Here is a 24268-nt window from a genome sequence, read left to right on the forward strand (position 1 = left end):
AATGTGGGGATGAAGCGCGCCTCAAACACTCCGTCCGTTTCTGCTCCCGTTGCTGCGAAGCGAGCTGCTGCGGCCCGCAGCTCTTCGTCCGCGGCCAAGCCAGCTTCGGCAGCGGAGGCGCCGTCGACCCGCGCCGCCAGGGCGGCGGAACGGCGCGCCGCCATCATCGAGGCGGCGCTCGACGAGTTTACGGCGCGCGGCTTCGCGGCGACCCGGATCGACGACGTTGCCAAGCGTGCTGGCGTCGCCAAGGGCACGATCTATCTGCACTTCACCGACAAAGAGGCGATGTTTCAGGAGCTGGTGCGCACCGCGCTGGTGCCGACCATGCAGCGGCTGACGTCGCCGCCGCCGCCCGGCGTTTCGACGCGGCAGATGCTCGAGACCTTCGCCGACGCCTTCGTGAACGATGTCGCGCAGACACGGCGCGGCGACATCCTGCGGCTGGTGATGGCGGAGGGCACCCGGTTTCCGTCGCTGGCGGAATTTCACTACCGCAACGTGGTCGAGCCGGGCGTCGCCGGCATTCGCCGCATCCTGGAGCTCGGCGTCGCCCGCGGCGAAATCAGCTCTGCGGCGCTGGCTCAGTTTCCGCAGCTCGCGGTCGCGCCGGTGGTGCTGTCGGTGATCTGGCAGGGGCTGTTCGGCCGGTTTGCGCCGCTCGACGTCCAGGCGATGCTGCGCGCGCATCTCGATCTGATTTTCGGCGAAAGGACGGCGTCATGACGCGACCCTCGCTTATTTTACGCGGCGCCGCCGCGGCGCTGCTCGCGCTGGCGCTCGCAAGCTGCGGCAAGGGCAACGATCCCGGTTATCAAGGCTGGGTCGAGGCTGATCTGATCTTCGTCAGCCCGGACGAATCCGGCCGCATTACCAAGCTCAAGGTGCGCGAAGGCGACGAGGCGAAGACCGGCGAACTGATCTATACGCTCGATGACGACCTGCAGCAGGCCGACCTCAACCAGAATATGGCGACGCTTGCCAATGCCAAGCAGACCTTCGACCGCGCGCAGTCGCTGTCGAAGACCGGCTCCGGCACCCAAGCCAATCTCGACGCCGCGGTCTCGACGTTGCGGGTCGCAGAAGCGCGTGTCGAGACCTCGAAGACGCGGCTGGCGCGCCGCGAAATCCGCGCGCCGGTGACCGGCACAGTGCAGCAGATCTACTTCCGCGAAGGCGAGATGGTGGCGGCGCAGAAGCCGGTGCTGTCGATCCTGCCGCCGGGCAACATGAAGATTCGATTCTACGTGCCGGAGCCGGAGCTGCCGAAGCTCGCGATCGGCGAGAAGGTGCGGGTGACGTGCGATAACTGCGCGGCCGATCTGTCGGCGGAGATCTATTTCATCTCGACCACGGCGGAGTACACCCCGCCGGTGATCTACAGCCTCGATGAGCGCAACAAGCTCGTCTATCTGATCCAGGCGCGGCCGAACAAGCCGGTGAGCCTGCGGGTCGGCCAGCCGGTCAGCGTGTATTTGCCGCCGGCAGCCGCAGCGCCTTCGCCGGTGGCGGCCAGCAAGCCATGACCGCCGAGCCGACCATCGCGGCCGATGCCCGCGACATCGCGATCGATGTCCGCGGCCTCACCAAGTCGTTCAACGGCCGCGAGGTGGTGCACGACCTGTCGATGCAGGTGAAGCGCGGTTCGATCTACGGCTTTCTCGGTCCCAACGGCTCCGGCAAGACCACGACGATCCGGATGCTGTGCGGGCTGCTGACGCCCGACCGCGGCGAGGGCAGCTGTCTCGGCTTCGACATCCGCACCGATGCGGCCAAGATCAAGCGCCGCGTCGGCTACATGACGCAGCGCTTCAGCCTGTATCAGGACCTGTCGGTGCGCGAGAATCTCGAATTCGTCGCCCGGCTGTATGGCGTGCCCGATGCGCGCGGCGCGGCGCGCGAGATGATCAAGCGGCTCGGGCTGTCAGGGCGCGAGGAGCAGCTTGCCGGCGAACTCTCTGGCGGCTGGAAGCAGCGGCTGGCGCTCGGCGCCTGCACGTTGCCGAATCCGCAATTGCTGCTGCTCGACGAGCCGACCGCCGGCGTCGATCCGAAAGCCCGCCGCGACTTCTGGAACGAGATCCACGCGCTCGCCGCCGAAGGTCTCACCGTGCTGGTCTCGACCCACTACATGGACGAGGCCGAGCGCTGTCACGAGATCGCCTACATCGCTTACGGCCATCTGCTGGCGCACGGCACCGTCGATCAGGTGATCGCCGGCTCGCAACTCACCACCTGGGTCGCCACCGGCGATGGCCTCGGCCCGCTGGCGCACGAGCTTGCCGGCAAGCCGGGCGTCGACATGGTGGCTCCGTTCGGCACCAGCCTGCACGTCTCCGGCCGCGATCAGGCCGCGCTCGAGCAGACCCTGGCGCCGTATCGCAGCAACCCGCGGCAGAGCTGGCAGCACGGCGCGCCATCGCTCGAGGACGTGTTCATCGAGCTGATGAGCCGGTCGAAGGACAACTTCCAATGACCGCGGCCGGAGCCGATGCGCCGACGCCAGGCGCGCCGATCAAGGAGCCGCGGTTCGGCTTCCTGCGCCGGACCTACGCGATGCTGGTGAAGGAGCTGATCCAGCTCAGGCGCGATCGTCTCACCTTCGCGATGATCATCGTGATCCCGGTGATGCAGCTGCTGCTGTTCGGCTACGCCATCAACACCACGCCGCGGCATCTGCCGACCGCGGTGCTGCTGCAGGAGGATTCCGATCTCGGCCGCTCGATCCTGAAGGCGCTGGAGAACACCGCGTATTTCAAGTTCACCCGCGAGGTGCACAGCGTCGCCGAATTCGATGATTTGCTGCTGTCCGGCCGCGTGCTGTTCGGGGTCGAAATTCCGCGCGGGTTCGAACGCGCAGTGCGGCGCGGCGACAAGCCGGCGGTCCTGGTCGCGGCCGATGCCACCGATCCGGTCGCCGCCGGCTCAGCGCTGTCGGCGCTCGGGCAGATCGTGCAAACCGCGCTGATGCACGACCGTGTCGGCGGTGATCCCGCCAATCCGCCGTTCGAGATCCGCGCCCACGCCCGCTACAATCCGGCCGCCTCATCGCGGCTCAACATCGTGCCCGGTCTGGTCGGCACCATCCTGACCATGACGATGCTGATCTTCACCGCGCTGTCGGTGACCCGCGAGATCGAGCGCGGCACCATGGAGAACCTGCTGTCGATGCCGATCACGCCGGTCGAGGTGATGCTCGGCAAGATCCTGCCTTACGTCGGCGTCGGCTTCATCCAGGCGTCGCTGATCCTCGGCATCGGCGTCTTGCTGTTCGGCGTGCCGCTGCGCGGCAGCCTGGCGATGTTGGCGCTGTTGTCGACGCTGTTCATCACCACGAACCTCGCGATCGGCTACACCTTCTCGACGCTGGTGCAGAACCAGCTGCAGGCAATGCAGGCGTCGATGATGTTCTTCCTGCCGTCGATCCTGCTGTCCGGCTTCATGTTCCCGTTCGCCGGCATGCCGATCTGGGCGCAGTATATCGGTGAGTGCCTGCCGCTGACGCATTACCTGCGCATCGTCCGCGCCATCATGCTGAAGGGCTCGACGCTGGAGAACCTTCAGTACGACGCGATCGCACTGCTGACGCTGATGCTGATCGCGATGACCATCGCCGTCACCCGATTCCGCCGCACGCTCGACTGATCGTCTTTCGAGCTTTTCCACAGGGGCGCCTCGTGCGCAGATTCGACTTCGGCTCCGCTCGGGCGCGGCAGCCCAATGTTGCAGCCGCAATGAGTTGTTGGCCGTGGCGCGCAGTTTCCTCGGTAAATGGTTTGAGATGCTCAGGTTTCCTGCGCGATCCGCCGCAGCGGAGTGTTCTGAAGAAATGGGATGTTTTGAGAAATATAAATCTCAATACTGAGCTCAATTTTATTGAATAGTTATCCTTAACCAAGTGTTAATCGAAGTATTTACAGCGTTTCATCCCGCTCTACCGTTGTTTCCAGAAAGTAAGTGGAGACGGGGATGTCGCTGATCGCTCGCTTGATGATCGTCGCTGCCGTAAGTGCGGTGGCCAGCACTGGCCACGCACAATCGGCCCAGCCCGGGCTGCGGCCGGGCGCCGAACTGCTAGAGCCGCAACTGGCGAAGAGATGTCCACCATCGGATAGCGCCGAGCCATCGACCACCGCCTCGGTGGGCACGGAGGGATTCGTCGCTGCGCAATACTTCCGTGAGAGCGCTGCGGTGCGTTCGGCGGTCGCGATTAGTTGGCTCGGCACAACCTTCAAGCAGCGCTTTGTCGACAAGCTCGAGCCAGCGTCCGCGCGCGCAATACTGCAGCCGTTTCATCTGCGCCGTCCCGCCCGCGCCAGTGAGATCGTCGCGTGGCTCGGCGATCGCGGTGAGACCTCGCTTGGCGAATTGTGGTGCCTGTTGAGTTTGCAGCCGAACGGCGAGAGCGGTGCGCTACTCATTAACGCGACGCCCAATTTGTTCTTCATTCGCGACCGCGACGGTAAGCTGTGGACAGTCGATGTGTTGTGGGGCGGTCCGGGTTGGGAGATTGGTGCAAGTGCGATCGACGGTGACCGCCCGTGGGACGCAGGCGCTCAGGCATTCTCTCGCTGAACCACGGCGTGCTACCGCCTCAGCGATGCGCCGAGGCGGCTGTAGATGCCGCTGCGGCCGTAGCTGTCGCGGACGTAGCCGGCGGCCGCCGACCATTCCATCGCCGCCATCTCGAAGCCGGTGAGATGGATGCCGATCCGGGTCTGCTGGCTGAATTCATCCGAGGAGCCGGACATCTCCGGCCCAACCCAAAACGCGTCGAACATGCGCCAGCCCGCGGCGAGCCGTGCCCCGTAGCTGCCGGCGATCGTGCTGGCGTAGAACGATGACGACAGCATCGTCTCCGGGGTCGGCTCGGCCCAGCTCTCCACCGCGATACGCACGCCGCCATGGGTGCCGCGCCAGCGCTGCTCGCGGTAGTCGGGCATCGAGGCGCGGTTCTCGAGATCGGGGCCGGCGAGGATCTTCAGCTCGAACGCGCCGGATTTGAAACGCCAGCCCGCCAGCACCGAGGCGCGGGAAATGTCGTTGATATAGATGAAGCGCCCGGTCTGGTAACGCTCCAAAGCTTCCGACGCCATCAGCCGGACCACCGGGCCATTCTCGGCGGTGCCGCCGCCGAACCATTCGAACCCGCCGTAGAGCGAGGCGCCGTTGCGCCACAGATCGTAGCCGCCGAACAGCAGCGACGCATGTTGTCCGCCGCTGAACCGGTCGGCAGCCAAGTCGGCCAAAGGAGAGAAGTTGCTTCGACCGGCCGGAAGGTCGCCGGTTAGTCCCTCGTCGTCATTGGCGTCGGCGCTCGCGATGTCCAGCGGGGTCACCGCGCCGAGATCGAACGAGGGCGGCGCCGGAAGGTCGAGCTCGGGCTCGTCGAGCGAGGGATCGAAGGTCTGGGCGGTGGCGCAGCCGGCTTGCGCGATCAAGACCGCGAGGAGCCCGAACGCGCTCACCACCCAGCCGAAACGCATCGCCACTACTCAGGTAATCAACTAATACGTGACAATATTTACGTATTAAAGTCCTGGTTGTGGCGACTGTCTAGTACGTTGTAGGGTTGTCGATATTAGTCCGGCTGCGGATCGTGTTGGTCGCGGCGTGCGATTGCGTGTTCGAGCGCCACTGCGAGCTGACGATCGATATCGGCCATGCCGTCGATATAGGCTTCGGACAGGGACAGGCCCTGTGGTGCGTTCGGGGCGGCGCGGGCTTTGGTTTCGAAATGGTGGCGCAGAATCGCCGGCGACGGATGCGACTTGATCAGCGCATTGGCGAAGTTGACCAGCGCCTTGATCTGTCCGTTCATGAAGTCGATCTTGTCCATCCGAAAACGGATCCTTTTGTTGATGTAGTACATGAGCGCGAGCCTAGCCCGCCGCCTCTGACTATCCCATTGATCGGTCGCAAGGCCTTGCGGTGACGCAATGTCGCGCGTCACGTCCGCTCAGTTGGGCGTGTACCGCCGCAACTTAGCCGACGAGTTTGATCAATTCCATCGCTGCGGCGGGTGCGCGTACCTTGCCTTCGTGAATCACATAGGCGAACACGTCGCGCTTGCGCGGCTTTGCCGCTGCCGCATCGACCTTCGGCAGATCGTCGGGCTCGCCGCCATCAGCCCAGACCTGCAGCCGCTCGGCCCAGGCCGAAAGCGCCTTCTGCGGATAGCCGGTGGCGATCTCGTCCTTGCCCTTTTGCAGCCGTGCGTAGACGAAATCACCTGTAATGTCGGCGATCTCAGGATAGGTCGCGTGCTCGGAGTACACGACCGGAATCTTGTGCTGGCGCAGCAGCGCGATGAACGCCGGCGTCTTGAAACTGTCATGTCGAACTTCGACGACATGCCGTAGTTTGCGGCCGTCGATCTCGCGCGGCAGCAGCTCAAGAAATTTGCCGAAGTCAGCCTCGTCGAATTTTTTCGTCGGCGCGAACTGCCACAGCACCGGGCCGAGCCGGTCGCCGAGCTCGAGTACGCCTGAATGGTAGAACCGGTCGACACTGTCGCCGGCTTCCGCCAGCACCTTGCGGTTGGTGGCGTACCGCGGCCCCTTCAGGGAGAACACGAAGCTCTCCGGTACCTCGCTGGCCCATTTGCGGAAACTCTCCGGCTTCTGCGAGCCGTAAAAGGTGCCGTTGATCTCGATCGAGGTCAGCTTGGAGGCGGCATATTCCAGCTCTCGCCGCTGCGGCAGTTTGTCCGGATAAAACACGCCGCGCCAAGGCTCGTAGGTCCAACCGCCGATCCCGATCCGGATGTTGCCTGCCTGAGCTTTCTTCATGTCTGACCCCTTGCGAAAGTTGCACCCCGTTCCTATCTTGGTTGCAACGGCGACGTCGATGCTTCGATACGGAGCGTGCGACGCCGAGACGACCACTGAATAGTAGGGAGCGCCGGATGTACGCGCACCTGTTGTTCGTGGTCGTTGACCTTTTTGGGTGCCATAGCCACCCGATTTCAAAACATTTCTGATCCAAATCGCCCGGGGCTCGCCTTGGCAGAGCTCGTGTGCGCCGCTATACGCATGGCGCGATGATCGATGCCAGCCCAGCCGCGGTCGCGACCCGTGCCCAGCCCGCGGCGGTTCCGCTGCAGCTCTCGGTGGTCGTCCCGACCTTCAATGAACGCGACAATGTCGAGCTGCTGTTCCGAAAGTTGGAAGCAGCGCTCGTCGGCGTGGCCTGGGAGGTCATTTTCGTCGACGACAATTCTCCCGACGGCACCTGGCAGGTGGTCCGCGAGATGGCGCGCCGCGATCCGCGCGCGCGCTGCATCCGCCGGATCGGCCGGCGCGGCCTGTCCGGCGCCTGCATCGAAGGCATCCTGGCGTCCGGCGCCCCCTATGCCGCGGTGATGGACGCCGACCTGCAGCACGACGAAACCCAGCTCGCCAAAATGCTGTCGCTGCTGGAGAGCAACGCCGCCGATCTCGTGATCGGCAGCCGCTATATCGAAGGCGGCAGCGCCGACAGCTTCAACCGCCAGCGCGCCGGGATCAGCTCGATCGCCACCCAGGTCGCCCAGAAGGCGCTGAAGATCGAGGTCGCTGACCCGATGAGCGGCTTCTTCATGATCCGCCGCGACCGCTTCGAACAGCTTGCACCCGAGCTTTCGACCCAGGGCTTCAAGATCCTGCTCGACGTGATCGCGACCGCGCGCGGCAGCCTGCGCATCGTCGAGGTGCCGTTCACCTTCGGCTCGCGGCTGCACGGCGAGAGCAAGCTCGACTCGATGGTGGCCCTCGACTTCCTCGGCCTGGTGCTGGCGAAATTCAGCCACGACGTGCTGTCGCTGCGCTTCATCCTGTTCGCGCTGGTCGGCTCCACCGGCGTGGTGGTGCACTTCGTCACGTTGTTCGTCGTGCTGAAGGTGTTCGAACAGCCGTTCGCCGAGGCGCAGGGCGCCGCCGCGCTGGTGGCGATGACCAGCAACTTCATCCTCAACAATTTCCTGACCTATCGCGACCAGCGGCTCAAAGGCTTCGCGATCGTCCGCGGCCTGCTGCTGTTCTATCTGGTGTGCGGCGTCGGTCTGCTCGCCAATGTCGGCGTCGCCTTCGCGGTGTACAACGAGCACATCACCTGGTGGTTGGCAGGCGCGGCCGGTGCGCTGATGGGCGTGGTGTGGAACTACGCGATGTCCGGCCTGTTCGTCTGGCGCAAGCGATGATCGGCCGATGAGCGACGCGATGCGGCGTCCCGCTGTCGCCACGATTCTGGTCGTGGTCGGATTGGTTGCACTCCGGCTGCTCGCCGCGGCGGTCACGCCGCTGACCTTCGACGAGGCGTATTACTGGACCTGGTCGAACAATCTCGCCCTCAGCTATTTCGATCACCCGCCGATGGTGGCGGTGGTGATCAAGCTCGGCACGCTGATCGCCGGCGACACCGAATTCGGCGTCCGGCTGGTGTCGATCCTGCTGGCGCTGCCGATGAGCTGGGCGGTGTGGCGCGCCGCGGTTCTGCTGTTCGACGACGAGCGCATTGCCGCCACCGCAACCGTGCTGCTCAACGCCACCATGATGGTGTCGGCCGGCACCACCATCGTCACGCCGGACGCGCCGCTGCTGGTGGCGTCCAGCTTCGTTCTGCTCGCTCTGGCGCAGGTTGCGGCGACGGGCAGGGGCGTGTGGTGGCTGGCGGTCGGCGTCGCGGTCGGGCTCGCGCTGCTGTCGAAATACACCGCGCTGTTCTTCGGTCCGGCGATCCTGATCTGGCTGCTCTGGGTGCCACAGTTGCGGCGCTGGCTGCTGTCGCCGTGGCCGTATCTCGGCGGCGTGGTCGCGTTCGCGCTGTTCTCGCCGGTGGTGATCTGGAACGCGCAGCACGAGTGGATTTCCTTCGTCAAGCAGTTCGGCCGCGCCAAGCTCGGCGGGTTCGAGCCGCATTACGTCGCAGAACTGATCCCGACCCAGTTCGTGCTGGCGACGCCGTTCGTGTTCATCCTCGGTGTGATGGGCCTGATCGCGCTCGGCAAGCGCAGCACCGGGCCGGCAGCGTCGCGCGTTCTGGTCGCCGCCACGGTGTGGACGATCGCGCTGTATTTCACCTGGCAGGCGCTGCACGACCGCGTCGAGGCGAACTGGTTGAGCCCGCTGTATCCGGCGTTCGCGCTCGCCGCCGCAGTCGGTGCCGCCTACCGGCACTGGACGCCCGGCATCGCCCGCCTGGTGACGGTTTGCCGGCGCTGGGCGGTGTCGACCGGCGCGGTGCTGTTCGCGCTGGTGGTGGTGCAGGTCAACACCGGCGCGCTGACCGGGTATCGCCGCGACGCGACGGTACGGTCGGTCGGCGTCGGCGTGCCGCAGATGGTGGCGGAGATCGATCAAGTGCGGCGGCGGATCGGCGCGAGCTGCGTGCTGACCGACGATTACGGCACCACGGGCTGGCTGGAGTTCTATCTGCCGCCCGGCATCTGCGTGGTTCAGCGCGGCGAACGATTCCGCTGGCTCGCGGCGCCGGCGCCGACGGCCCAGCAATTGGCGGGGCCGCTGCTGCTGGTCGGCGTCGACAACGCCGCGGCGCGGCCGGATATCCAAGCGGCGTTCGGCAAGATCGAGCGGGTCGGCGCGGTTACCCGCTCGCGCGGGCCGCTGCTGGTCGATGCGGTGGCGCTGGACGCGCTGTCGGAGCCGAAGGGGCCGATCCTCGATTTCCGGCCGCCGATCTATTGAGGCGACGGGCAGGTCCTCGGCAAACGTGCTGACCTGCGGTGGCCGGGTGTGCTAGAGCCTGGGGCCGATCCCCACCTCCCGCGCGTCCGCCGCGCCGTTTCCCCAACACGACGAGCTCAACGATGAACGACACGGTCTTGATTGCTGGAGCCGGACACGCTGGATTTCAGGTCGCCGTATCGCTGCGGCAGGCGAAGTACGCCGGGCGTATCGCGCTGATCAACGACGAAAAGCACCTGCCGTATCAGAGGCCGCCGCTGTCGAAGGCGTATCTCAAGAGCGGCGGCGATCCGAACTCGCTGATGTTTCGCCCGGAGAAATTCTTCCAGGATCAGGCGATCGAGCTGATCTCCGACCGGATGGTGTCGATCGACCGCGACGGCCGCAAGCTGCTGCTCGCCTCGGGTACAGCGATCGAGTACGGCCACCTCGTGCTTGCCACCGGCGCGCGCAACCGCATGCTCGACGTGCCCAACGCCTTGCTGCCGGACGTGCTGTACTTGCGCACGCTCGACGAGAGCGAAGTGCTCCGCCAGCGGATGCCGGACAAGAAGCACGTCGTGGTGATCGGTGCCGGCTTCATTGGTCTCGAATTCGCCGCCACTGCACGGGGCAAGGGCCTCGAGGTCGACGTTGTCGAACTGGCACCGCGAGTAATGGCGCGTGCAGTGACGCCGGAGATTTCCAGTTACTTCCATGATCGCCACACCGCGGCGGGCATCCGCATGCATTACGGCGTCCGCGCCACCGAGATTGAAGCCGACGGCGATCGCGTCACCGGCGTTGCGCTCAGCAACGGTCAGACGCTGCCCTGCGATCTGGTGGTGGTCGGCGTCGGCGTGATCCCGAATGTCGAAATCGCCGCCGCAGCGGGCCTGCCGACCGCCGCCGGCATCATCGTCAATCAGCAGCTTCTGACCAGTGATCCGAACATCTCGGCGATCGGCGACTGCGCGCTGTTCGAGAGTGTCCGGTTCGGCGAGACGCTGCGGGTGGAGTCGGTGCAGAACGCCACCGACCAGGCACGCTGCGTCGCCGCGCGGCTGACCGGCGAGGCCAAGCCGTACGACGGCTATCCGTGGTTCTGGTCCGATCAGGGCGACGACAAGCTGCAGATCGTCGGGCTCACCGCCGGCTTCGATCAGGTGGTGATCCGCGGCAGCGTCGCCGAACGTTCATTCTCGGCGTTCTGCTACAAGGCCGGCAAGCTGATCGGCATCGAGTCCGTCAACCGCGCCGCCGACCACGTGTTCGGCCGCAAAATTCTTCCCCTCGACAAATCGGTCACGCCCGAACAGGCCGCCGATCTCAGCTTCGATCTGAAGAAGGCGATGGCGTAAGGCGTAGAAGCCCCGTCATTGCGGGGAACGCAGTGACGAAGCAATCCAGAGGCCTCGTGCACGGGGCTGGATTGCTTCGCTTCGCTCGCAATGACGTCCCCGGCGCTTTACGCCGCCGCCACGAACTCGCGCTTGACGGCCTCGATATCCGCGACCGTCGGCAGCCCGGCTTCGTTGCCGAGCTTCTGGATCTTGAAGGTAGAAGCGGCGCGGGCGAATTCGAAGTGGTGCTGCCAGCTCTGCGCTGGGTTGTTCAGATACGAGAACACATAGGCGCCGTGGAAGACGTCGCCGGCGCCGTTAGTGTCGATCACCCGCTCGCGCGGGATCGGCAGCGCCGGCAGGGTGCGGATCGTGCCGGCCTCGTCGTACCAATACAGGCCACGCTCGCCGAGGGTGATGCCGCCGACCCGGCAGCCGCGCGACTTCAGATACTCGAGCATTTTCTCTGGCGTCATGTCCATCTGCTCGCACAGTCGCTCGGCGACGATCGCGACGTCGATGAATTCCAACAGCTCGTGGGTGTTGGTGCGCAGGCCGCCGCCGTCGAGCGAGGTCAGAATACCGGCCTCGCGGCAGAGTTTTGCGTAGTGGATCGCTGCGTCCGGCTGATGGCCGTCGACATGCAGGGCGCGGCACTCGCCGAGGTTGAGCAGTGGGAACGGATGGATATGCTCGTCGTCGCGGCAGCGGACGATGGCGCGTTTGCCGTCCTTCGGCATGATGAAGGACAGCGACGAGGTGTTCACTTTGCGCGGGTGCACCGAGATGCCGTACTTCGCGCTCATGTCCATGAACATCCGCCCCAGCCAGTCGTTGGCGATGGTGGCGATCAGGTCGGGCACGATCCCGAGCTTGGCGCAGCAGAATGCCGCGGTCACCGCGTTGCCGCCGAACGACACCGCGTAGTCGGACGCCACGTGCTTTTCGTCGCCGGTCGGAAGATGGTCGGTGATGAAGGTGACGTCGATATAGGTCTGTCCGATGAAGAGTGCGTGCATGAGAGTCCCGAGGCTGCGACCTGATCCGGCGCGTTCAGCATAGCATTGCCGTTCGCGGCGCATTCGCTAAAATTTTCCGCAGGGTCACAACTGATACGACAGCGGTTTCGCCGAAAATCCAGTCATAACGGCGCGCGCGCTGCCTTGTTCCGGGCAGGCGCGATCAGGGAGGCGAGGGTGGCAGTCGCGTGCGAGCGAACGGCTTATGGCACGTCCGGTGGCAGCGCCGCGGGCGGCACCTCGGCATCGCCCGGGGATTGCGCGCCGATGAACCGGCGCGGCAAACCCGATAGCATCGTGCGGCAAATCACTGCGTGGGGCGGCGTGCTTGCGGGGGAACGTCCATGATCACCGCCATCGATCATCTCGTCGTCTTGGTCAGCGATCTGGACGAGGCGGTCGCGACCTATGAGACGCTGCTGGCCCGCGCGCCGGCCTGGCGCGGGGGCGACGAGGGCTCCGACAACGTTCTGTTTACCTTCGACAACATGTCGCTGGAATTCATGGCGCCGGCCGGCACCTCGCAGAGCGCGGAGCGGCTGCGCACCCTGATCAAGCTGCAGGGCGAGGGGATCGCCAGCCTGTGCTTCCGGGTCGCCGACGCGAACGCTGCGCGCTATCGGCTGGATCGGGTGGCGCTGCAGCCGACGCCGGTCGCCGACGTGGAAGGTCGCGACCGCATCACCGGCGCGACGCTGACTTGGAAACGCACCCGGACCGCGACCGAGACCACCCGCGGCGTGCGGATGTTCTTCCTCGAGCTCGGCTCCGAGCGGCCGCACTCGCAGGTGATTGGGCCGGCCCCGGTGGTGGGCCTCGATCATCTGGTGATCTCGACCTCCGATCCCGATCGCGCGGCGGCCCTGTACGGCGCCCGGCTTGGGCTCGATATGGCACTGGACCGCTCGCAGCAGGACTGGGGGCGGCTGATGTCGTTCCACTGCGGCGATCTCAGGATCGAGGTGGTGCACCGGCCGGTGGCGGGCTCGGACGCCAAGAACGACAAGCTGTGGGGCGTCGGCTGGCGCGTCGACGATGTCGAGGCGGCGCGCGAGCGGCTGCTCGCCGCCGGCCTGACCGTCTCCGCGTCACGGGCCGGGCGCCACGCCGACACCCGCGTCGTCACGGTGCGCAGCGGCACCCGCCGGATTCCGACCCTGCTGGTGCAGCGGACGCCGCCCCAGACTCTCGACTCGGCGGAGGAAGACGCGTAGCGCGGCGCTACCACCAGCCCGGCTGCTCCTGACGATAGTAGTCTTGCGGCTGGCGGTAATAGCCCTCGCCATAACGGCCGCGACGGGACTGCGCAGGGACACGTTGCTCCCTGGGCTGGAAGAAGAATCCGAAGCCGCCATCGTTCCAGTCATCGCTGCTGGCCACCGGAACGTCGCTGCTGGTCGGCTTGCGGGTGATGAAGCCGCCCTGCGGCTGATCGCTCAGCACCGCGACAAACTCGGTCCGGTAGTTGGTCTCCGCGCTCAGCGGCTCGTCGGAAATGATGATCGAGGAGCGGGGCAGCGCGGTCGGGCCGATCCGCTCCAGCACCTCCGGCGGGATCGTGACGCGGTCGAGCGCGCTCTTGGCATCATCGGCGCTCTCGATCGTCACCGCGCTCCAGCGCAGACCGGCGTCGTTGCGGGCCATCGCGGTGAAGATGTGCGTGCCGATCGGCCGCTCGGGATCGCGGATCGTCACCGGCACCTCGATCGAGAAGTCGAACAATTCGCCGCCGTCGGGCAGCGGCTTGCGGGTGTTGCGGCGGACGTAGAGCTTTTGGGTCGAGCGGCTGATGTAGATCGACACCGGCTCCTGCGCGAGCTTGGCGTCGGTCGCCAGCTTCGCCGTCTCGGCCTTCTTCGCCGCGGCAGTTTTCGCTGCCTCCTTGGTGGCGGCTGCGGCGGCGTGTTTGGCGTCCGCGTCGGCTTTGGCCGTCTCGAGCTGGGTGGTGGCTTCGCCGAGCTGCTGTGCGGCCTGCTGCTGCCGTTCTTCCGCCTTGGCCTTGGCTTCGTCCGTGCTGGCGGCGACCAGCACCTTGTCGGCCGCCTTCAGCGCCGCCTCGGCTCGTGCCTTGGCGCGCTCCAGTTTGCGCAAGGTGTCCTTCAGCGGTTTCACCGCGCGGGCGGCTGCGGTCGCGGCGGCCTTGGCTTCATCGGCCGCCTGGGCGGCCTGCTCGGCCTCACGGACCGCAGTCTCGGCGCGCATCGGCGCGGCGGCCAGCGCCTCGGCATTCGGCGAGAACAGCACAGGATGGCTGATATCGGCCGGCTCGACGTCCTCCGGCGACACGATCACCCGCATCCCGATCCGGGTCTTGTCGAACAGCTTCTCGGCGAACTCGTACGGCATTCGGACGCAGCCGTGGGACGCGGGATAGCCGGGCAGCGGACCGCCGTGCAACGCAACGCCGTTCCAGGTGATGCGCTGCATATTCGGCATCCAGGCGTCGTCGTACATCGTCGAGCGGTGGTCCTTGTCCTTCTCGACCACGGCAAACACGCCGGCCGGGGTTTCGCGACCAGTGGTGCCGGTCGAGACCGGCGCGCGATAGATCCAGCCTTCGGAGTCGTACAGAGTCACCCGCTGGCCCTTGATCGAGACGATCGCCATGATCGGCTCGCCGGCCTCGCGCGGTGCGGTCGCCTCGGTGGTCGCCGCCGGGCGCGCCCGCTTGGCGTCGGCGTCAGGCGCCGGGGCTGCAACGGCGAGCAGCGTCGCCAGGGTGAGGAGGGCGGGCGTCCTGAAGCGCCGTGAGGCGCCATGCATGATCGTCGGTCGGTTCACTACGCCTCGCTCGTGATCGTTCTGGGCCCCACGGACCGGACGAATCTCTGCACACCATGATCATCGAAATCACAACGCGCCGCTACCGGTTGCACGCCGAGGCGAAGCAACGAAGGCTGTCGGGGTGAGACCTCGCAGCACAATGCGGCGGCGCGATGGAGCGGCCGGCGCTAACCGAGCCGGCAGGGGACGCTGAGGTAACCGCGGAACCGGACCCGGCCACCACGCTGCGGCGGACCGTCGAGCACGTAGTCCGGGAAGCGCGCGAGAAACCGCGCCAGCGCGATCGCACCTTCGAGCCGCGCTAGCGCCATGCCGGCGCATTGATGCGGACCTGACGCGAAGGCGAGATGCCGGTTCGGGCTGCGCGACACGTCGAACCGGTCGGGATCGGCAAACTGCGCCGGATCGCGATTGGCGGCGCCGATGCACAGCGTCAGCGAAGTTGCGGCTGGCATGGCGATGCCGCCGATCTCGACCTCAGTGGTGGTGATGCGGTTGCCGAGCTGGTTGGAGCTCTCGTAGCGCAGGATTTCTTCGACCGCGGTCTTGATCAGCGCAGGCTCGGCGATCAGCCGCTGCTTCTGATCGGGATTGGCCGCCAGCGTCACCAGGCCGTTGCCGATCAGGTTGGTGGTGGTCTCGTGTCCGGCGTTGAGCAGGAAGATGCAGTTGTGCAGCAGCTCCTTGGCGGTCAGCTTCTCGCCGCCGGTCTCGCCCAGGATCAGCCGCGTCAGCACGTCGCGCTCCGGATCGCCGGGCTCGGCGGTGCGGCGGGCGATCAAGGTGTCGAGATAGCCGAGAAACTCGGCCACCGCCTCATTGCCGAGCGCAAATGCCTCCGGCCCGATCACCGGCTCCAGCGCTCCGAGGATCGCCAGCGACCAGCCGCGCAGCGGCGCGCGTTCGTCGTGCGGCACGCCGAGCAGGTTGCCGATCACCTCGATCGGGATCGCCGCGGCAAAGTCCTCGATCAGGTCGACGCGGCCCTTGGCGGCCATCGCATCCAGCAGCCGGTCGACCAGCCCGATCAGGTCCGGCTCCATGCCGGCGATCGCCCGCGGCGTCAGCGCCCCCATGATCAGGCGGCGGACGCGGGTGTGCGATGGCGGATCGTTGAACACCAGGCTGGTGGTGTGGTGCTCGAACAGCAGCGAATCGCCGTATTTCGGCGCGAATTCGCGTTTCTTGTCGGACGAGAACAGCGTGGTGTTCTTGTAGACCGCGACCAGATCGTCGTAGCGGGTCAGGAAATAGCCGCCGCCGGCCAATCGCTTGACCGGCTGGTGCGCCCGCAGTGCGTGGTAGGTCGGGTAGGGGTTGTCATAAAAGTCGGGCGTCAGGCGTGCGAGATCGAACGCTTCCGCGAGCTCTGCTGGGGCCGTTTCCATGTCATTCCCGTTTTTTACGTCTATAGGCGATTTACGACGTTGCCGAAACGGTAAGGAAATCCGCAGGTCGGGTCTTGCGGCGGGAACCTGGGCGACGCATGTCATGCGGCCGGTTCGAGGGCTGGCGCCGGCCGGGAGCAGCCGGTTTCAGCCAATCTCAACACTCACGATTTAGTGCGTCGCAGCGATCCTGATTGACAAGTGCAAAGGTGAGTGCCTACTCACAAGATGACTTCACTGCGCATGACGAGCGACTTGCGCCGGGAATTGATCCTGAGCGCAGCCAAGCGTTGCTTTGCCCGGAATGGCTTTGCAGGGACCACCACCAAGAGCGTCGCGGCCGCCGCGTCGATCTCGGAAGGGTTGCTGTTCAAGCATTTCCCGAGCAAGGCCGCGCTGTATGCCGAGATCCTGGCGTGCGAGCGTGAAGCCGATCCGGCCTTGATGGACCTGCTCGGCGCCGAGCCCTCGACCCAGACGCTGGTGGTGCTGGTGCGGGAGATGGTGGAGCACTTCCTCCACGCCTCCGATCAGCCGGAGCAGGAGGAGGATCAGCGTCTCAGGCTGCTGGTCTCGAGCCAGCTCGACGACGGCGAGTTCGCCCGTCTGGTGTATGAAAAGGTCGCCGGGCTGATCGGTCGGACCTTCGTGTCGTCGCTGGAGCGGGCGGTGGAAGCGGGCGACGCAGTCAAGATCGGTGACGAGCCGATGAACCTGTTCTGGTTCGCCCACCACACCTTGCTGATGGCGGCGCTGGCGCGGCTGCCGTCGGTGCCTTGCCTGAGCTACGGCAACGCCGCGAGCCACGAGCGCCAGATGTGTGAATTCATCCTACGTGGAATTGGTCTGAACGAAGCCGTAATTGCCGCTCATCTCGACCGCGAATTGTCGCCGGGCCGGATCAAGGCGGAAACGACAGAAAGTGCATGACATGACGCTTGCGACAGAAACTCCGCCGTCGGCGCGGAGCTCCAGCGAGAAGCCCCGCCCGCGTCCGGTGCGGACGGTGCGCTGGTTCATCATCGTCGGATTGCTGCTGGCTCTGCTGGTCGGCGGTCTGGTCGGCTTCAACGCCTTCCGCAACCACATGATCGCGAAGTTCTTCGCCAACAACAAGCCGCCGCCGATCACGGTGACGGTCGCCGAGGCGAAGACCGAAGTGCTGCCCAATCTGCTCACCGCGGTCGGCGATCTGGCGGCCGTGCATCAGGTCAACGTCACTTCGGACGTCTCCGGCCGCATCACCGACATCCTGTTTCAGGCTGGCTCGGAGGTGAAGCAGGGCACGCCGCTGGTCAAGCTGTTCGACGAAACCGAGCTGGCGGATCTGGCGAACTACCGGGCTCAAGCCAAGGTCGCCGAGCTGTCGCTCGACCGCGCCAAGCAGCTTGCGGCCCGGCAGTTCGGCCCGCAGGCGACGGTGGACTCGGCGCAGGCGGCGTTCGATCAGGCCAATGCCGGCATCGCCAAGACCGAGGCGCTGATTTCGCAGAAGACGGTGCGCGCGCCGTTCGACGGCATTCTCGGCGTTCGTCACGTCGAAGTCGGCCAGTATCTCAGCGCCGGCACCCAGATCGTGACGCTCACCGACCTGTCGCAGGTCTATGCCAACATCACCGTGACGGAAAAGGATTCCGGCACGCTGGCGGTCGGGCAGCTCGTGCGGCTGAAGGTCGACGCCTATCCGGGCCGCGTTTTCGAAGGCAAGATCACCACGATCGAGCCGCAGATCGCGTCCGACACCCGCAACATCCGGGTGCAGGCCACGCTCAACAATCCCGGGCACGTGCTGCGGCCGGGCATGTTCGCCACCACCACCGTGGTGCTGCCGGACAAGCCGGCGGTGGTCACCGTGCCGGAGACGGCGGTCGACTACACGCTGTATGGTGACTCGGTCTTCCTCATCAAGGAAGAGAAGGGCGAGGACGGCCAGGCCAAGCTGTCGGCCGTGCGGACCTTCGTGCGCACCGGCGACCGCATCGACGGACGCACCGTGATCCTGACCGGCGTGAATCCGGGCGATCGCGTCGTCGCGGTCGGCCAGCTCAAGCTGCAGTCGGGTGCCGCGGTCGCGATCTCGACCGATCCGCCTCCGCCGCAGCCGAAGACGCCGCCGCGCTACTAACACAAGGAGCGCCGGCTGCGCCCACTGGCGCGGCCCGCTCGTCATCGAACAGGTCCGGCCGGCGATCGTCGCCGTCCGGGGACAACTCAACCGCAGCTCGGTCGCGCAAGGCGCGCCGGGTGTGCGCCACGGAGCGTCCGTATGGTCCTCACAGACATCTTCATCAAGCGTCCGGTGCTGTCGCTGGTGGTCAGCATGCTGATCCTGCTGGTCGGCTTTCGCGCCGCGATGACGCTGCCGATCCGGCAATATCCGAAGCTGTCCAATACCGTGGTGACCATCACCACGACCTATCCGGGCGCGTCACCGGATCTGATGCAGGGCTTCATCACCACCCCGCTCGAACAGGCGGTGGCCTCGGCCGAAGGCGTCGACTACATCACGTCGTCGTCGACCCAGGGCCAGAGCCTGATCACGGTTTACGTCAAGCTCAACTTCGATCCCAACCAGGCGCTCACCGAAGTGCTGGCGAAGGTGAATTCGGTCAAATACCTGATCCCGAAGGAAGCCAACGACCCGGTGATCGTGAAGTCGACCGGCCAGACTACGGCGGTGATGTATATCGGCTTCGCCAGCAACGAGCTGTCGGGGTCGGCAATCTCCGACTACCTGACGCGCGTGGTGCAGCCGGTGCTGTCGACCGTCGACGGCGTCGCATCCGCCGACATTCTCGGCGGCCAGACCTTCGCGATGCGGATCTGGCTCGATCCGATACGGATGGCCGGCCGCGGCGTGTCGCCGAACGACATCACGGCGGCGATCCAGGCCAATAACTTCCAGGCGGCGGCCGGTCAGACCAAGGGCTATCTGACGGTCTCCAACATCACCACCAACACCGACCTGCAAAACGTCGATCAATTCAAACGAATGATCGTCAAGGCGCAGAGCGGCGGTTTCGTGCGGATGGAGGACGTCGCCACCGTCGAACTTGCGGCGCAGAGCACCGACAGCAGCGTGGCATTCTCCGGCGAACGCGCGATCTTCATTGGCGTACAGGCGACCCCGCAGGGCAACCCGCTCAACATCGTCACCGGCGTGCGCGCACTGTTCCCCGAGATCGAGCGCAACCTGCCGCCCTCGATGAGCATGAAGGTCGCCTACGACTCGACCAAGTTCATTCGCTCGTCGATCGACGAGGTGGAGAAGACGCTGATCGAAGCGGTCGGCATCGTCATCGTGGTGATCTTCCTGTTCCTGGCCTCGCTGCGGTCGGTGATCATCCCGGTGGTGACGATTCCTCTGTCGCTGATTGGCGTCTGCACCGCGATGCTGGCGATGGGCTTCTCGATCAACCTGCTGACCCTGCTGGCGATGGTGCTGGCGATCGGTCTCGTGGTCGACGACGCCATCGTGGTGGTGGAGAACATCCACCGCCATCTGGAGGAGGGGAAAAGTCCGGTCCAGGCGGCGCTGATCGGCGCCCGCGAAATCGTCGGCCCGGTGATCTCGATGACCATCACGCTGGCGGCGGTGTACGCGCCGATCGGCTTCCTCGGCGGTCTCACCGGCGCGCTGTTCCGCGAGTTCGCCTTCACGCTCGCCGGCTCGGTGATCGTGTCCGGCATCATCGCGCTGACGCTGTCGCCGATGATGTGCTCGGTGCTGCTCAAGCACCAGGAGAGCCAGGGCTGGTTCGCCCGCAAGGTCGACCAAGTGTTCAGCTCGATCACCCGCTGGTACGGCCGGCAGCTCGACCGCTCGCTCGACTACCGCCCGATCACCGGCATGTTCGCCGTGGTGATCCTCGGCCTCGTCGGCTTCATGTACATGAACACGTCCAAGGAGCTGGCGCCGGAAGAAGACCAGGGCATCGTGTTCGCGGTGACCAAGGCGCCGAAATACGCCAACATCGACTACGCCAATTACTACGGCGAGAAGCTCGACAAGGCCTATGCCAGCTTCCCGGAAACCGACCTTCGCTTCATCCTGAACGGCACGTCGGGTCCGAACAACGGCATCGCCGGCATGCTGCTGAAGCCGTGGGACGAGCGCAAGCGCAGCGCCATGCAGCTCAAGCCGCTGGTGCAGAAGGAGCTCAGCAAGATCGAGGGCGTCAACGCTTTCGCCTTCAACCTGCCGCCGCTGCCCGGCGGTCCGGGCGGCCTGCCGATCCAGATGGTGATCAACTCCACCGCCGGCTTCCGCGCCGTGTATGAGGAGATGGTCAAGCTGAAGGACGCGGCGCGCAAGAGCGGCCTGTTCATCGTCGCCGACAGCGATCTCGACTTCAACCAGCCGGTGGTGCGGGTGACGATCGACCGCACCAAGGCGAGCGACCTCGGCATCAACATGCAGCGCCTCGGCACCACGCTGGCGACGCTGCTGGGCGGCAACTACGTCAACCGCTTCAATCTCGAAGGCCGGTCGTATCAGGTGATCCCGCAGGTGCCGCGCGCCGACCGCCTGACCCCGCAATCGCTCGACGGCTTCTACGTGCCGAGCGCCAGCGGGCAGCAAGTGCCGCTGGCGACGCTGGTGACGATCGAGACCGCCACCGATCCGAACGCGCTGACGCACTTCAACCAGCTCAACTCCGCCACCTTCCAGGCGGTGCCGATGCCGGGCGTCACCGTCGGCCAGGCGGTCGACTTCCTCGAACAGCAGGCCAAGAACCTGCCGTCCGGCTTCAGTCACGACTACCTCGCCGATGCGCGGCAGTATGTGCAGGAAGGCAACCAGCTCGCCATCACCTTCGGCTTCGCGCTGATCATCATCTTCCTGGTGCTCGCCGCGCAGTTCGAAAGCTTGCGTGACCCGCTGGTGATCATGATCACGGTGCCGATGGCGATCTGCGGCGCGCTGATCCCGCTGTTCTTCGGCGTCGCGACGATCAACATCTACACCCAGGTCGGCCTGCTGACCCTGGTCGGCCTGATCAGCAAGCACGGCATCCTGATGGTGGAGTTCGCCCGCGAACTGCAGATCAAGGAGGCGCTCGACAAGCGCACCGCGATCGAACAGGCGGCGCGGGTGCGGCTCCGGCCGATCCTGATGACCACGGCCGCGATGGTCACCGGCCTGCTACCGCTGCTCACCGCCTCGGGCGCGGGTGCCGCCAGCCGGTTCTCGATCGGCCTCGTCGTGGTGGCGGGCATGATGATCGGCACGCTGTTCACGCTGTTCGTGCTGCCGGCGGTGTATGTGGCGATCGGCACCGATCACCGCGCCGCGCTGGAGTCCGATCGCGCCAAGCAGATCGAAGACTATGAGATGGAGCACGGCTCTCCGGCGCTGAAGCCGAGCTGAGACGAGACTGCGACAATCCGACCAAAAATGGCGGGCCGCTCGGCCCGCCATTTTCTTTTTCGCCCGCGCGATTCGTCATCGCGCCGACATCTGCTGTCGCGGCCTCGTCAATCTGCTTGTCGCAATGATGCGAAAGAGAGCGCGTTGCCCGGCGTTTGAGCGCTCGGTGACGACACCGTTTGCACCATGCGGCCTCAGTCGTGATGCGCCGTTATGGCACCATTGCAAATGCGGTTTGGCGTTTGCGAAATCGCACCGATGCGCTTAACTCGGAACCATGAAGCGGAACGAGACCGATGTCGTGGTGCTCGGCGCGGGCATCGTCGGTGTCTGCGCAGCCTTGCACCTGCAGCGCCGCGGCCGAGATGTGGTGCTGGTCGACCGCAACGGCACGGCGGGTGACGAGACCAGCTACGGCAATGCCGGGCTGATCGAATGCGCCTCGGTGTTTCCTTACATGTTTCCGCGCGATCCCGGCCATCTGCTGCGCTACGCGCTGAACGGCTCGGCCGATGCGCATTATCAGCTCTCCGGCATTCCCGAATTCCTACCCTGGCTGGTGCGGTATTTCCTCGCGTCGTCGCCGCGCCGCGCGGCGCAGACCGCGCAGGCGGCATTGCCGCTGATCCGGCGCAGCCTCGCCGAGCACGAGGCGTTGATCGCGGACGCCGGCGTGCCCGAGCTGCTGCGCAAGACCGGCTGGATCAAGCTGTTTCGATCGCCGAAGAGCTTTGCCAAGGCGCTCGGCGATCTCGAGCGGGCGCGGCAGTTCGGCGTCGTCGCCGACGTGCTCGATCGTGCCGGCATCGCCGAACGCGAACCGAACCTCACCGGCGATTTTGCCGGCGCGATCCACTGGCTGGAGCCGGGCTCGATCCCTGATCCGGGTGGTCTGGTCAAAGCCTACGCGGCGTTGTTCTCCCGGCGCGGCGGCCGTTTCGTCAAAGGCGATGCGCGCACGCTGCAGCAGGAAGAGGGCGGCTGGCGGGTCGCGACCGAACTCGGAATCGTTACCGCGCGCGAAGTGGTGGTGGCGATGGGGCCGTGGTCGGACCTGGTGTTCAAGCCGCTCGGCTATCGCTTTCCGCTCGGCGTCAAGCGCGGCTACCACGTCCATCTCACGCCGCGCGGCAATGCACGTCTGCAGCACGCGGTGCTCGACGCCGATCGCGGCTATCTGCTGGCGCCGATGAACCGCGGCATTCGCCTGACCACCGGCGCCGAGTTCGCGCGCCGCGATGCGCCGCCGTCGCCGGTGCAGATCGCGCAGACGCTGCCGGTGGCGCGCGCGCTGTTCCCGCTCGGCGACACCATCGAGCCGCAGCCATGGATGGGCGCGCGGCCGTGCCTGCCGGATATGCTGCCGCTGATCGGCCGCGCGCCGCGCCATCCCGGACTGTGGTTCGATTTCGGCCATCAGCATCACGGGCTGACGCTCGGTCCAGTTACCGGACGGCTGCTCGCCGAGATGATGACCGGTGAACAGCCGCTCACCGATCCTCAGCCGTTCTCCGCAGAACGCTTCGGTTGAAGCGCCGCGTCCGCGCGTCGGATCGCTTGCATCGCGGCACCAGTCGCGGCGATACTGGTTGACGCGTCAATGCAGGACTGTGGAGCGGCCATGAAAGTCAACGTCGAGATCGATTGCACGCCGGAGGAAGCGCGGCAGTTCTTCGGACTTCCCGACGTGCAGCCCATGCAGACCGCGGTGATGGACAAGCTGCAGGAGCAGATGCTGTCGAACATCGAAAAGGTGTCGCCCGAGGCGTTGATGAAGACTTGGTTCACCTTCGATCCGAAGCTCGCCGAACGATTCGGCGAGATGTTCATTTCCATGACCGGCCTCGGCAGTGCGCTGACCAAGGATAAGAAGTAACCGATCATTGGAGACGCGATGCCCGCCGACCGCGGTGCTAGCCCGAATCGCGAGCGGCTGAAGCCGCCGAGCGTCGCGCTGCTGCTTGCCGAGGCGCGCAGCTTCTTCGAATTCAACGCCAGCCTGCTGCTGTCGCCGCTGCTGCTACAGGCGCCGCGTGGCGACGGCCATCCGGTGCTGGTGCTGCCCGGTCTGCTCGCCAGCGACCTGTCGACCGCGCCGATGCGGCGCTATCTGCGGCAGCTCGGCTATCAGGTGTTCGCCTGGGAGCTCGGCCGCAATCTCGGCGGGATCTACCGGATGCGTGCCCGCCTGCGCGACCGGCTCACTGCGGTTCATGAAGCGACTGGCCGCAAGGTCAGTCTGGTCGGGTGGAGTCTCGGCGGCGTCTATGCGCGCGATCTGGCGCTGCATGCGCCGGAGATGGTGCGCGATATCGTCACGCTCGGCAGCCCGTTCACCGGCGACGTCACTGCCACCAATGCCAAGCGGATCTACGAGAAGCTGTCTGGCGAAGAGCTGACCGAGGTGCAGCTCGAAGACCTCGAACCGCTCGGCGGCGAGATGCCGGTGCCGACCACATCGATCTATTCGCGCACCGACGGCATCGTGAACTGGCGCACCTCGCATCTGGCGCCGTCGCCGCGCGCCGAGAACATCGAGGTTGTGCTCGCCAGCCATATCGGCCTGATCGTCAACGCCGCGGTGCTGTGGGCGATCGCCGATCGGCTGGCGCAGCCGGAGGGGACGTTCACGCCGTTCGATCGCTCCGGTCCGTTTGGCTTCGCCTACGCCCCGCCGACCCGCTAAAAGGTCCTCGCGCGG

The 24268-nt window shown here is 65.8% G+C and carries 21 protein-coding genes; 15 read left to right on the top strand and 6 right to left on the bottom strand.

What is annotated here, in order from left to right; translation table 11 throughout:
• Nucleotides 1-9: 9 nt before the first annotated feature.
• From VRZ08_RS12970 to VRZ08_RS12990, 5 genes are all read left to right on the top strand, one after another.
• Nucleotides 10-726 (top strand): TetR/AcrR family transcriptional regulator, encoded by a 717-nt coding sequence (locus tag VRZ08_RS12970; protein ID WP_414532778.1) that lies wholly within the window; start codon nt 10-12, stop codon nt 724-726.
• Nucleotides 723-1526 (top strand): HlyD family secretion protein, encoded by an 804-nt coding sequence (locus VRZ08_RS12975; protein ID WP_414532779.1) that lies wholly within the window; start codon nt 723-725, stop codon nt 1524-1526. Before VRZ08_RS12970 ends, VRZ08_RS12975 begins: the two co-directional genes overlap by 4 nt.
• On the top strand, nt 1523-2476 hold the full coding sequence (locus VRZ08_RS12980; protein ID WP_414532780.1) for an ABC transporter ATP-binding protein: 954 nt from the start codon (nt 1523-1525) through the stop codon (nt 2474-2476). The genes VRZ08_RS12975 and VRZ08_RS12980 overlap by 4 nt, the downstream gene beginning before the upstream one ends.
• Nucleotides 2473-3645: an ABC transporter permease gene (locus VRZ08_RS12985; RefSeq protein ID WP_414532781.1), complete on the top strand. Its 1173-nt coding sequence runs from the start codon at nt 2473-2475 to the stop codon at nt 3643-3645. Before VRZ08_RS12980 ends, VRZ08_RS12985 begins: the two co-directional genes overlap by 4 nt.
• 324 nt (nt 3646-3969) lie before the next feature.
• Nucleotides 3970-4575 carry a hypothetical protein gene (locus VRZ08_RS12990; protein ID WP_414532782.1) on the top strand — a complete coding sequence of 202 codons (606 nt, stop codon included), beginning with the start codon at nt 3970-3972 and terminating at the stop codon, nt 4573-4575.
• A gap of 11 nt (nt 4576-4586) precedes the next feature.
• Here the strand turns inward: VRZ08_RS12990 and bcsS are convergent, their stop codons facing one another.
• The 3 genes from bcsS to VRZ08_RS13005 form a co-directional block, all read right to left on the bottom strand.
• Nucleotides 4587-5486, bottom strand: a complete 900-nt coding sequence (gene bcsS / locus VRZ08_RS12995) for a cellulose biosynthesis protein BcsS (RefSeq protein WP_414532783.1) — start codon at nt 5484-5486, stop codon at nt 4587-4589.
• A 95-nt stretch (nt 5487-5581) separates the two neighbouring features.
• On the bottom strand, nt 5582-5839 hold the full coding sequence (locus VRZ08_RS13000; protein ID WP_107356539.1) for a hypothetical protein: 258 nt from the start codon (nt 5837-5839) through the stop codon (nt 5582-5584).
• A 145-nt stretch (nt 5840-5984) separates the two neighbouring features.
• Nucleotides 5985-6791, bottom strand: coding sequence for a DUF72 domain-containing protein (locus tag VRZ08_RS13005; protein ID WP_414532784.1), 807 nt, complete (start codon nt 6789-6791; stop codon nt 5985-5987).
• A 251-nt stretch (nt 6792-7042) separates the two neighbouring features.
• On the opposite strand from VRZ08_RS13005, the gene VRZ08_RS13010 reads away from it, so the two are divergent.
• The 3 genes from VRZ08_RS13010 to VRZ08_RS13020 all read left to right on the top strand — a co-directional run bounded on the left by VRZ08_RS13010 (nt 7043) and on the right by VRZ08_RS13020 (nt 11023).
• Complete coding sequence (locus VRZ08_RS13010) at nt 7043-8179, top strand: glycosyltransferase (RefSeq protein WP_414532863.1); 1137 nt, start codon at nt 7043-7045, stop codon at nt 8177-8179.
• A gap of 7 nt (nt 8180-8186) precedes the next feature.
• Nucleotides 8187-9683 (top strand): glycosyltransferase family 39 protein, encoded by a 1497-nt coding sequence (locus VRZ08_RS13015; RefSeq protein ID WP_414532785.1) that lies wholly within the window; start codon nt 8187-8189, stop codon nt 9681-9683.
• A gap of 122 nt (nt 9684-9805) precedes the next feature.
• Nucleotides 9806-11023 (top strand): NAD(P)/FAD-dependent oxidoreductase, encoded by a 1218-nt coding sequence (locus tag VRZ08_RS13020; RefSeq protein ID WP_414532786.1) that lies wholly within the window; start codon nt 9806-9808, stop codon nt 11021-11023.
• Between the two features lie 107 nt (nt 11024-11130).
• On the opposite strand, the gene VRZ08_RS13025 is transcribed toward VRZ08_RS13020, so the two are convergent.
• Nucleotides 11131-12024, bottom strand: coding sequence for a sugar kinase (locus VRZ08_RS13025; RefSeq protein WP_414532787.1), 894 nt, complete (start codon nt 12022-12024; stop codon nt 11131-11133).
• Nucleotides 12025-12368: 344 nt separating this feature from the next.
• Between VRZ08_RS13025 and VRZ08_RS13030 the strand changes: the two genes are divergently transcribed.
• Nucleotides 12369-13238: a VOC family protein gene (locus VRZ08_RS13030; RefSeq protein ID WP_414532788.1), complete on the top strand. Its 870-nt coding sequence runs from the start codon at nt 12369-12371 to the stop codon at nt 13236-13238.
• Between the two features lie 7 nt (nt 13239-13245).
• Here the strand turns inward: VRZ08_RS13030 and VRZ08_RS13035 are convergent, their stop codons facing one another.
• Together VRZ08_RS13035 and VRZ08_RS13040 are read right to left on the bottom strand one after the other, a co-directional pair.
• Entirely contained in the window at nt 13246-14805 is a 1560-nt protein-coding gene (locus VRZ08_RS13035; protein ID WP_414532789.1) for a L,D-transpeptidase, read from the bottom strand.
• A 170-nt stretch (nt 14806-14975) separates the two neighbouring features.
• The gene (locus VRZ08_RS13040) at nt 14976-16196 is read right to left on the bottom strand and encodes a cytochrome P450 (RefSeq protein WP_414532790.1); all 1221 of its coding nucleotides are present in this window, start codon (nt 16194-16196) and stop codon (nt 14976-14978) included.
• Between the two features lie 228 nt (nt 16197-16424).
• On the opposite strand from VRZ08_RS13040, the gene VRZ08_RS13045 reads away from it, so the two are divergent.
• From VRZ08_RS13045 to VRZ08_RS13070, 6 genes are all read left to right on the top strand, one after another.
• Entirely contained in the window at nt 16425-17126 is a 702-nt protein-coding gene (locus VRZ08_RS13045; RefSeq protein WP_107356532.1) for a TetR/AcrR family transcriptional regulator, read from the top strand.
• 1 nt (nt 17127) lies between these two features.
• The gene (locus tag VRZ08_RS13050) at nt 17128-18321 is read left to right on the top strand and encodes an efflux RND transporter periplasmic adaptor subunit (protein WP_414532791.1); all 1194 of its coding nucleotides are present in this window, start codon (nt 17128-17130) and stop codon (nt 18319-18321) included.
• A 141-nt stretch (nt 18322-18462) separates the two neighbouring features.
• Nucleotides 18463-21567, top strand: coding sequence for a MexW/MexI family multidrug efflux RND transporter permease subunit (locus VRZ08_RS13055; RefSeq protein ID WP_264053067.1), 3105 nt, complete (start codon nt 18463-18465; stop codon nt 21565-21567).
• A gap of 277 nt (nt 21568-21844) precedes the next feature.
• The gene (locus VRZ08_RS13060; RefSeq protein ID WP_414532792.1) at nt 21845-23098 is read left to right on the top strand and encodes an FAD-dependent oxidoreductase; all 1254 of its coding nucleotides are present in this window, start codon (nt 21845-21847) and stop codon (nt 23096-23098) included.
• Between the two features lie 90 nt (nt 23099-23188).
• A complete protein-coding gene (locus VRZ08_RS13065; protein ID WP_011159311.1) occupies nt 23189-23443 on the top strand; it encodes a DUF6489 family protein in 255 nt (84 codons plus the stop codon).
• A gap of 18 nt (nt 23444-23461) precedes the next feature.
• A complete protein-coding gene (locus tag VRZ08_RS13070) occupies nt 23462-24253 on the top strand; it encodes an esterase/lipase family protein (RefSeq protein ID WP_414532793.1) in 792 nt (263 codons plus the stop codon).
• Nucleotides 24254-24268 lie beyond the last annotated feature (15 nt).

Origin of the sequence: Rhodopseudomonas sp. G2_2311 (assembly GCF_047501505.1) — a bacterium.
GTDB classification, from domain to species: Bacteria; Pseudomonadota; Alphaproteobacteria; order Rhizobiales; family Xanthobacteraceae; genus Rhodopseudomonas; species Rhodopseudomonas palustris_H.

Bases quoted from the DNA above. Each gene is read 5' to 3' on its own strand.
- VRZ08_RS12970 (WP_414532778.1), top strand. From the start codon at position 10: ATGAAGCGCGCCTCAAACACTCCGTCCGTTTCTGCTCCCGTTGCTGCG.
- VRZ08_RS12975 (WP_414532779.1), top strand. From the start codon at position 723: ATGACGCGACCCTCGCTTATTTTACGCGGCGCCGCCGCGGCGCTGCTC.
- VRZ08_RS12980 (WP_414532780.1), top strand. From the start codon at position 1,523: ATGACCGCCGAGCCGACCATCGCGGCCGATGCCCGCGACATCGCGATC.
- VRZ08_RS12985 (WP_414532781.1), top strand. From the start codon at position 2,473: ATGACCGCGGCCGGAGCCGATGCGCCGACGCCAGGCGCGCCGATCAAG.
- VRZ08_RS12990 (WP_414532782.1), top strand. From the start codon at position 3,970: ATGTCGCTGATCGCTCGCTTGATGATCGTCGCTGCCGTAAGTGCGGTG.
- bcsS (WP_414532783.1), bottom strand. From the start codon at position 5,486: ATGCGTTTCGGCTGGGTGGTGAGCGCGTTCGGGCTCCTCGCGGTCTTG.
- VRZ08_RS13000 (WP_107356539.1), bottom strand. From the start codon at position 5,839: ATGGACAAGATCGACTTCATGAACGGACAGATCAAGGCGCTGGTCAAC.
- VRZ08_RS13005 (WP_414532784.1), bottom strand. From the start codon at position 6,791: ATGAAGAAAGCTCAGGCAGGCAACATCCGGATCGGGATCGGCGGTTGG.
- VRZ08_RS13010 (WP_414532863.1), top strand. From the start codon at position 7,043: ATGATCGATGCCAGCCCAGCCGCGGTCGCGACCCGTGCCCAGCCCGCG.
- VRZ08_RS13015 (WP_414532785.1), top strand. From the start codon at position 8,187: ATGAGCGACGCGATGCGGCGTCCCGCTGTCGCCACGATTCTGGTCGTG.
- VRZ08_RS13020 (WP_414532786.1), top strand. From the start codon at position 9,806: ATGAACGACACGGTCTTGATTGCTGGAGCCGGACACGCTGGATTTCAG.
- VRZ08_RS13025 (WP_414532787.1), bottom strand. From the start codon at position 12,024: ATGCACGCACTCTTCATCGGACAGACCTATATCGACGTCACCTTCATC.
- VRZ08_RS13030 (WP_414532788.1), top strand. From the start codon at position 12,369: ATGATCACCGCCATCGATCATCTCGTCGTCTTGGTCAGCGATCTGGAC.
- VRZ08_RS13040 (WP_414532790.1), bottom strand. From the start codon at position 16,196: ATGGAAACGGCCCCAGCAGAGCTCGCGGAAGCGTTCGATCTCGCACGC.
- VRZ08_RS13045 (WP_107356532.1), top strand. From the start codon at position 16,425: ATGACTTCACTGCGCATGACGAGCGACTTGCGCCGGGAATTGATCCTG.
- VRZ08_RS13050 (WP_414532791.1), top strand. From the start codon at position 17,128: ATGACGCTTGCGACAGAAACTCCGCCGTCGGCGCGGAGCTCCAGCGAG.
- VRZ08_RS13055 (WP_264053067.1), top strand. From the start codon at position 18,463: ATGGTCCTCACAGACATCTTCATCAAGCGTCCGGTGCTGTCGCTGGTG.
- VRZ08_RS13060 (WP_414532792.1), top strand. From the start codon at position 21,845: ATGAAGCGGAACGAGACCGATGTCGTGGTGCTCGGCGCGGGCATCGTC.
- VRZ08_RS13065 (WP_011159311.1), top strand. From the start codon at position 23,189: ATGAAAGTCAACGTCGAGATCGATTGCACGCCGGAGGAAGCGCGGCAG.
- VRZ08_RS13070 (WP_414532793.1), top strand. From the start codon at position 23,462: ATGCCCGCCGACCGCGGTGCTAGCCCGAATCGCGAGCGGCTGAAGCCG.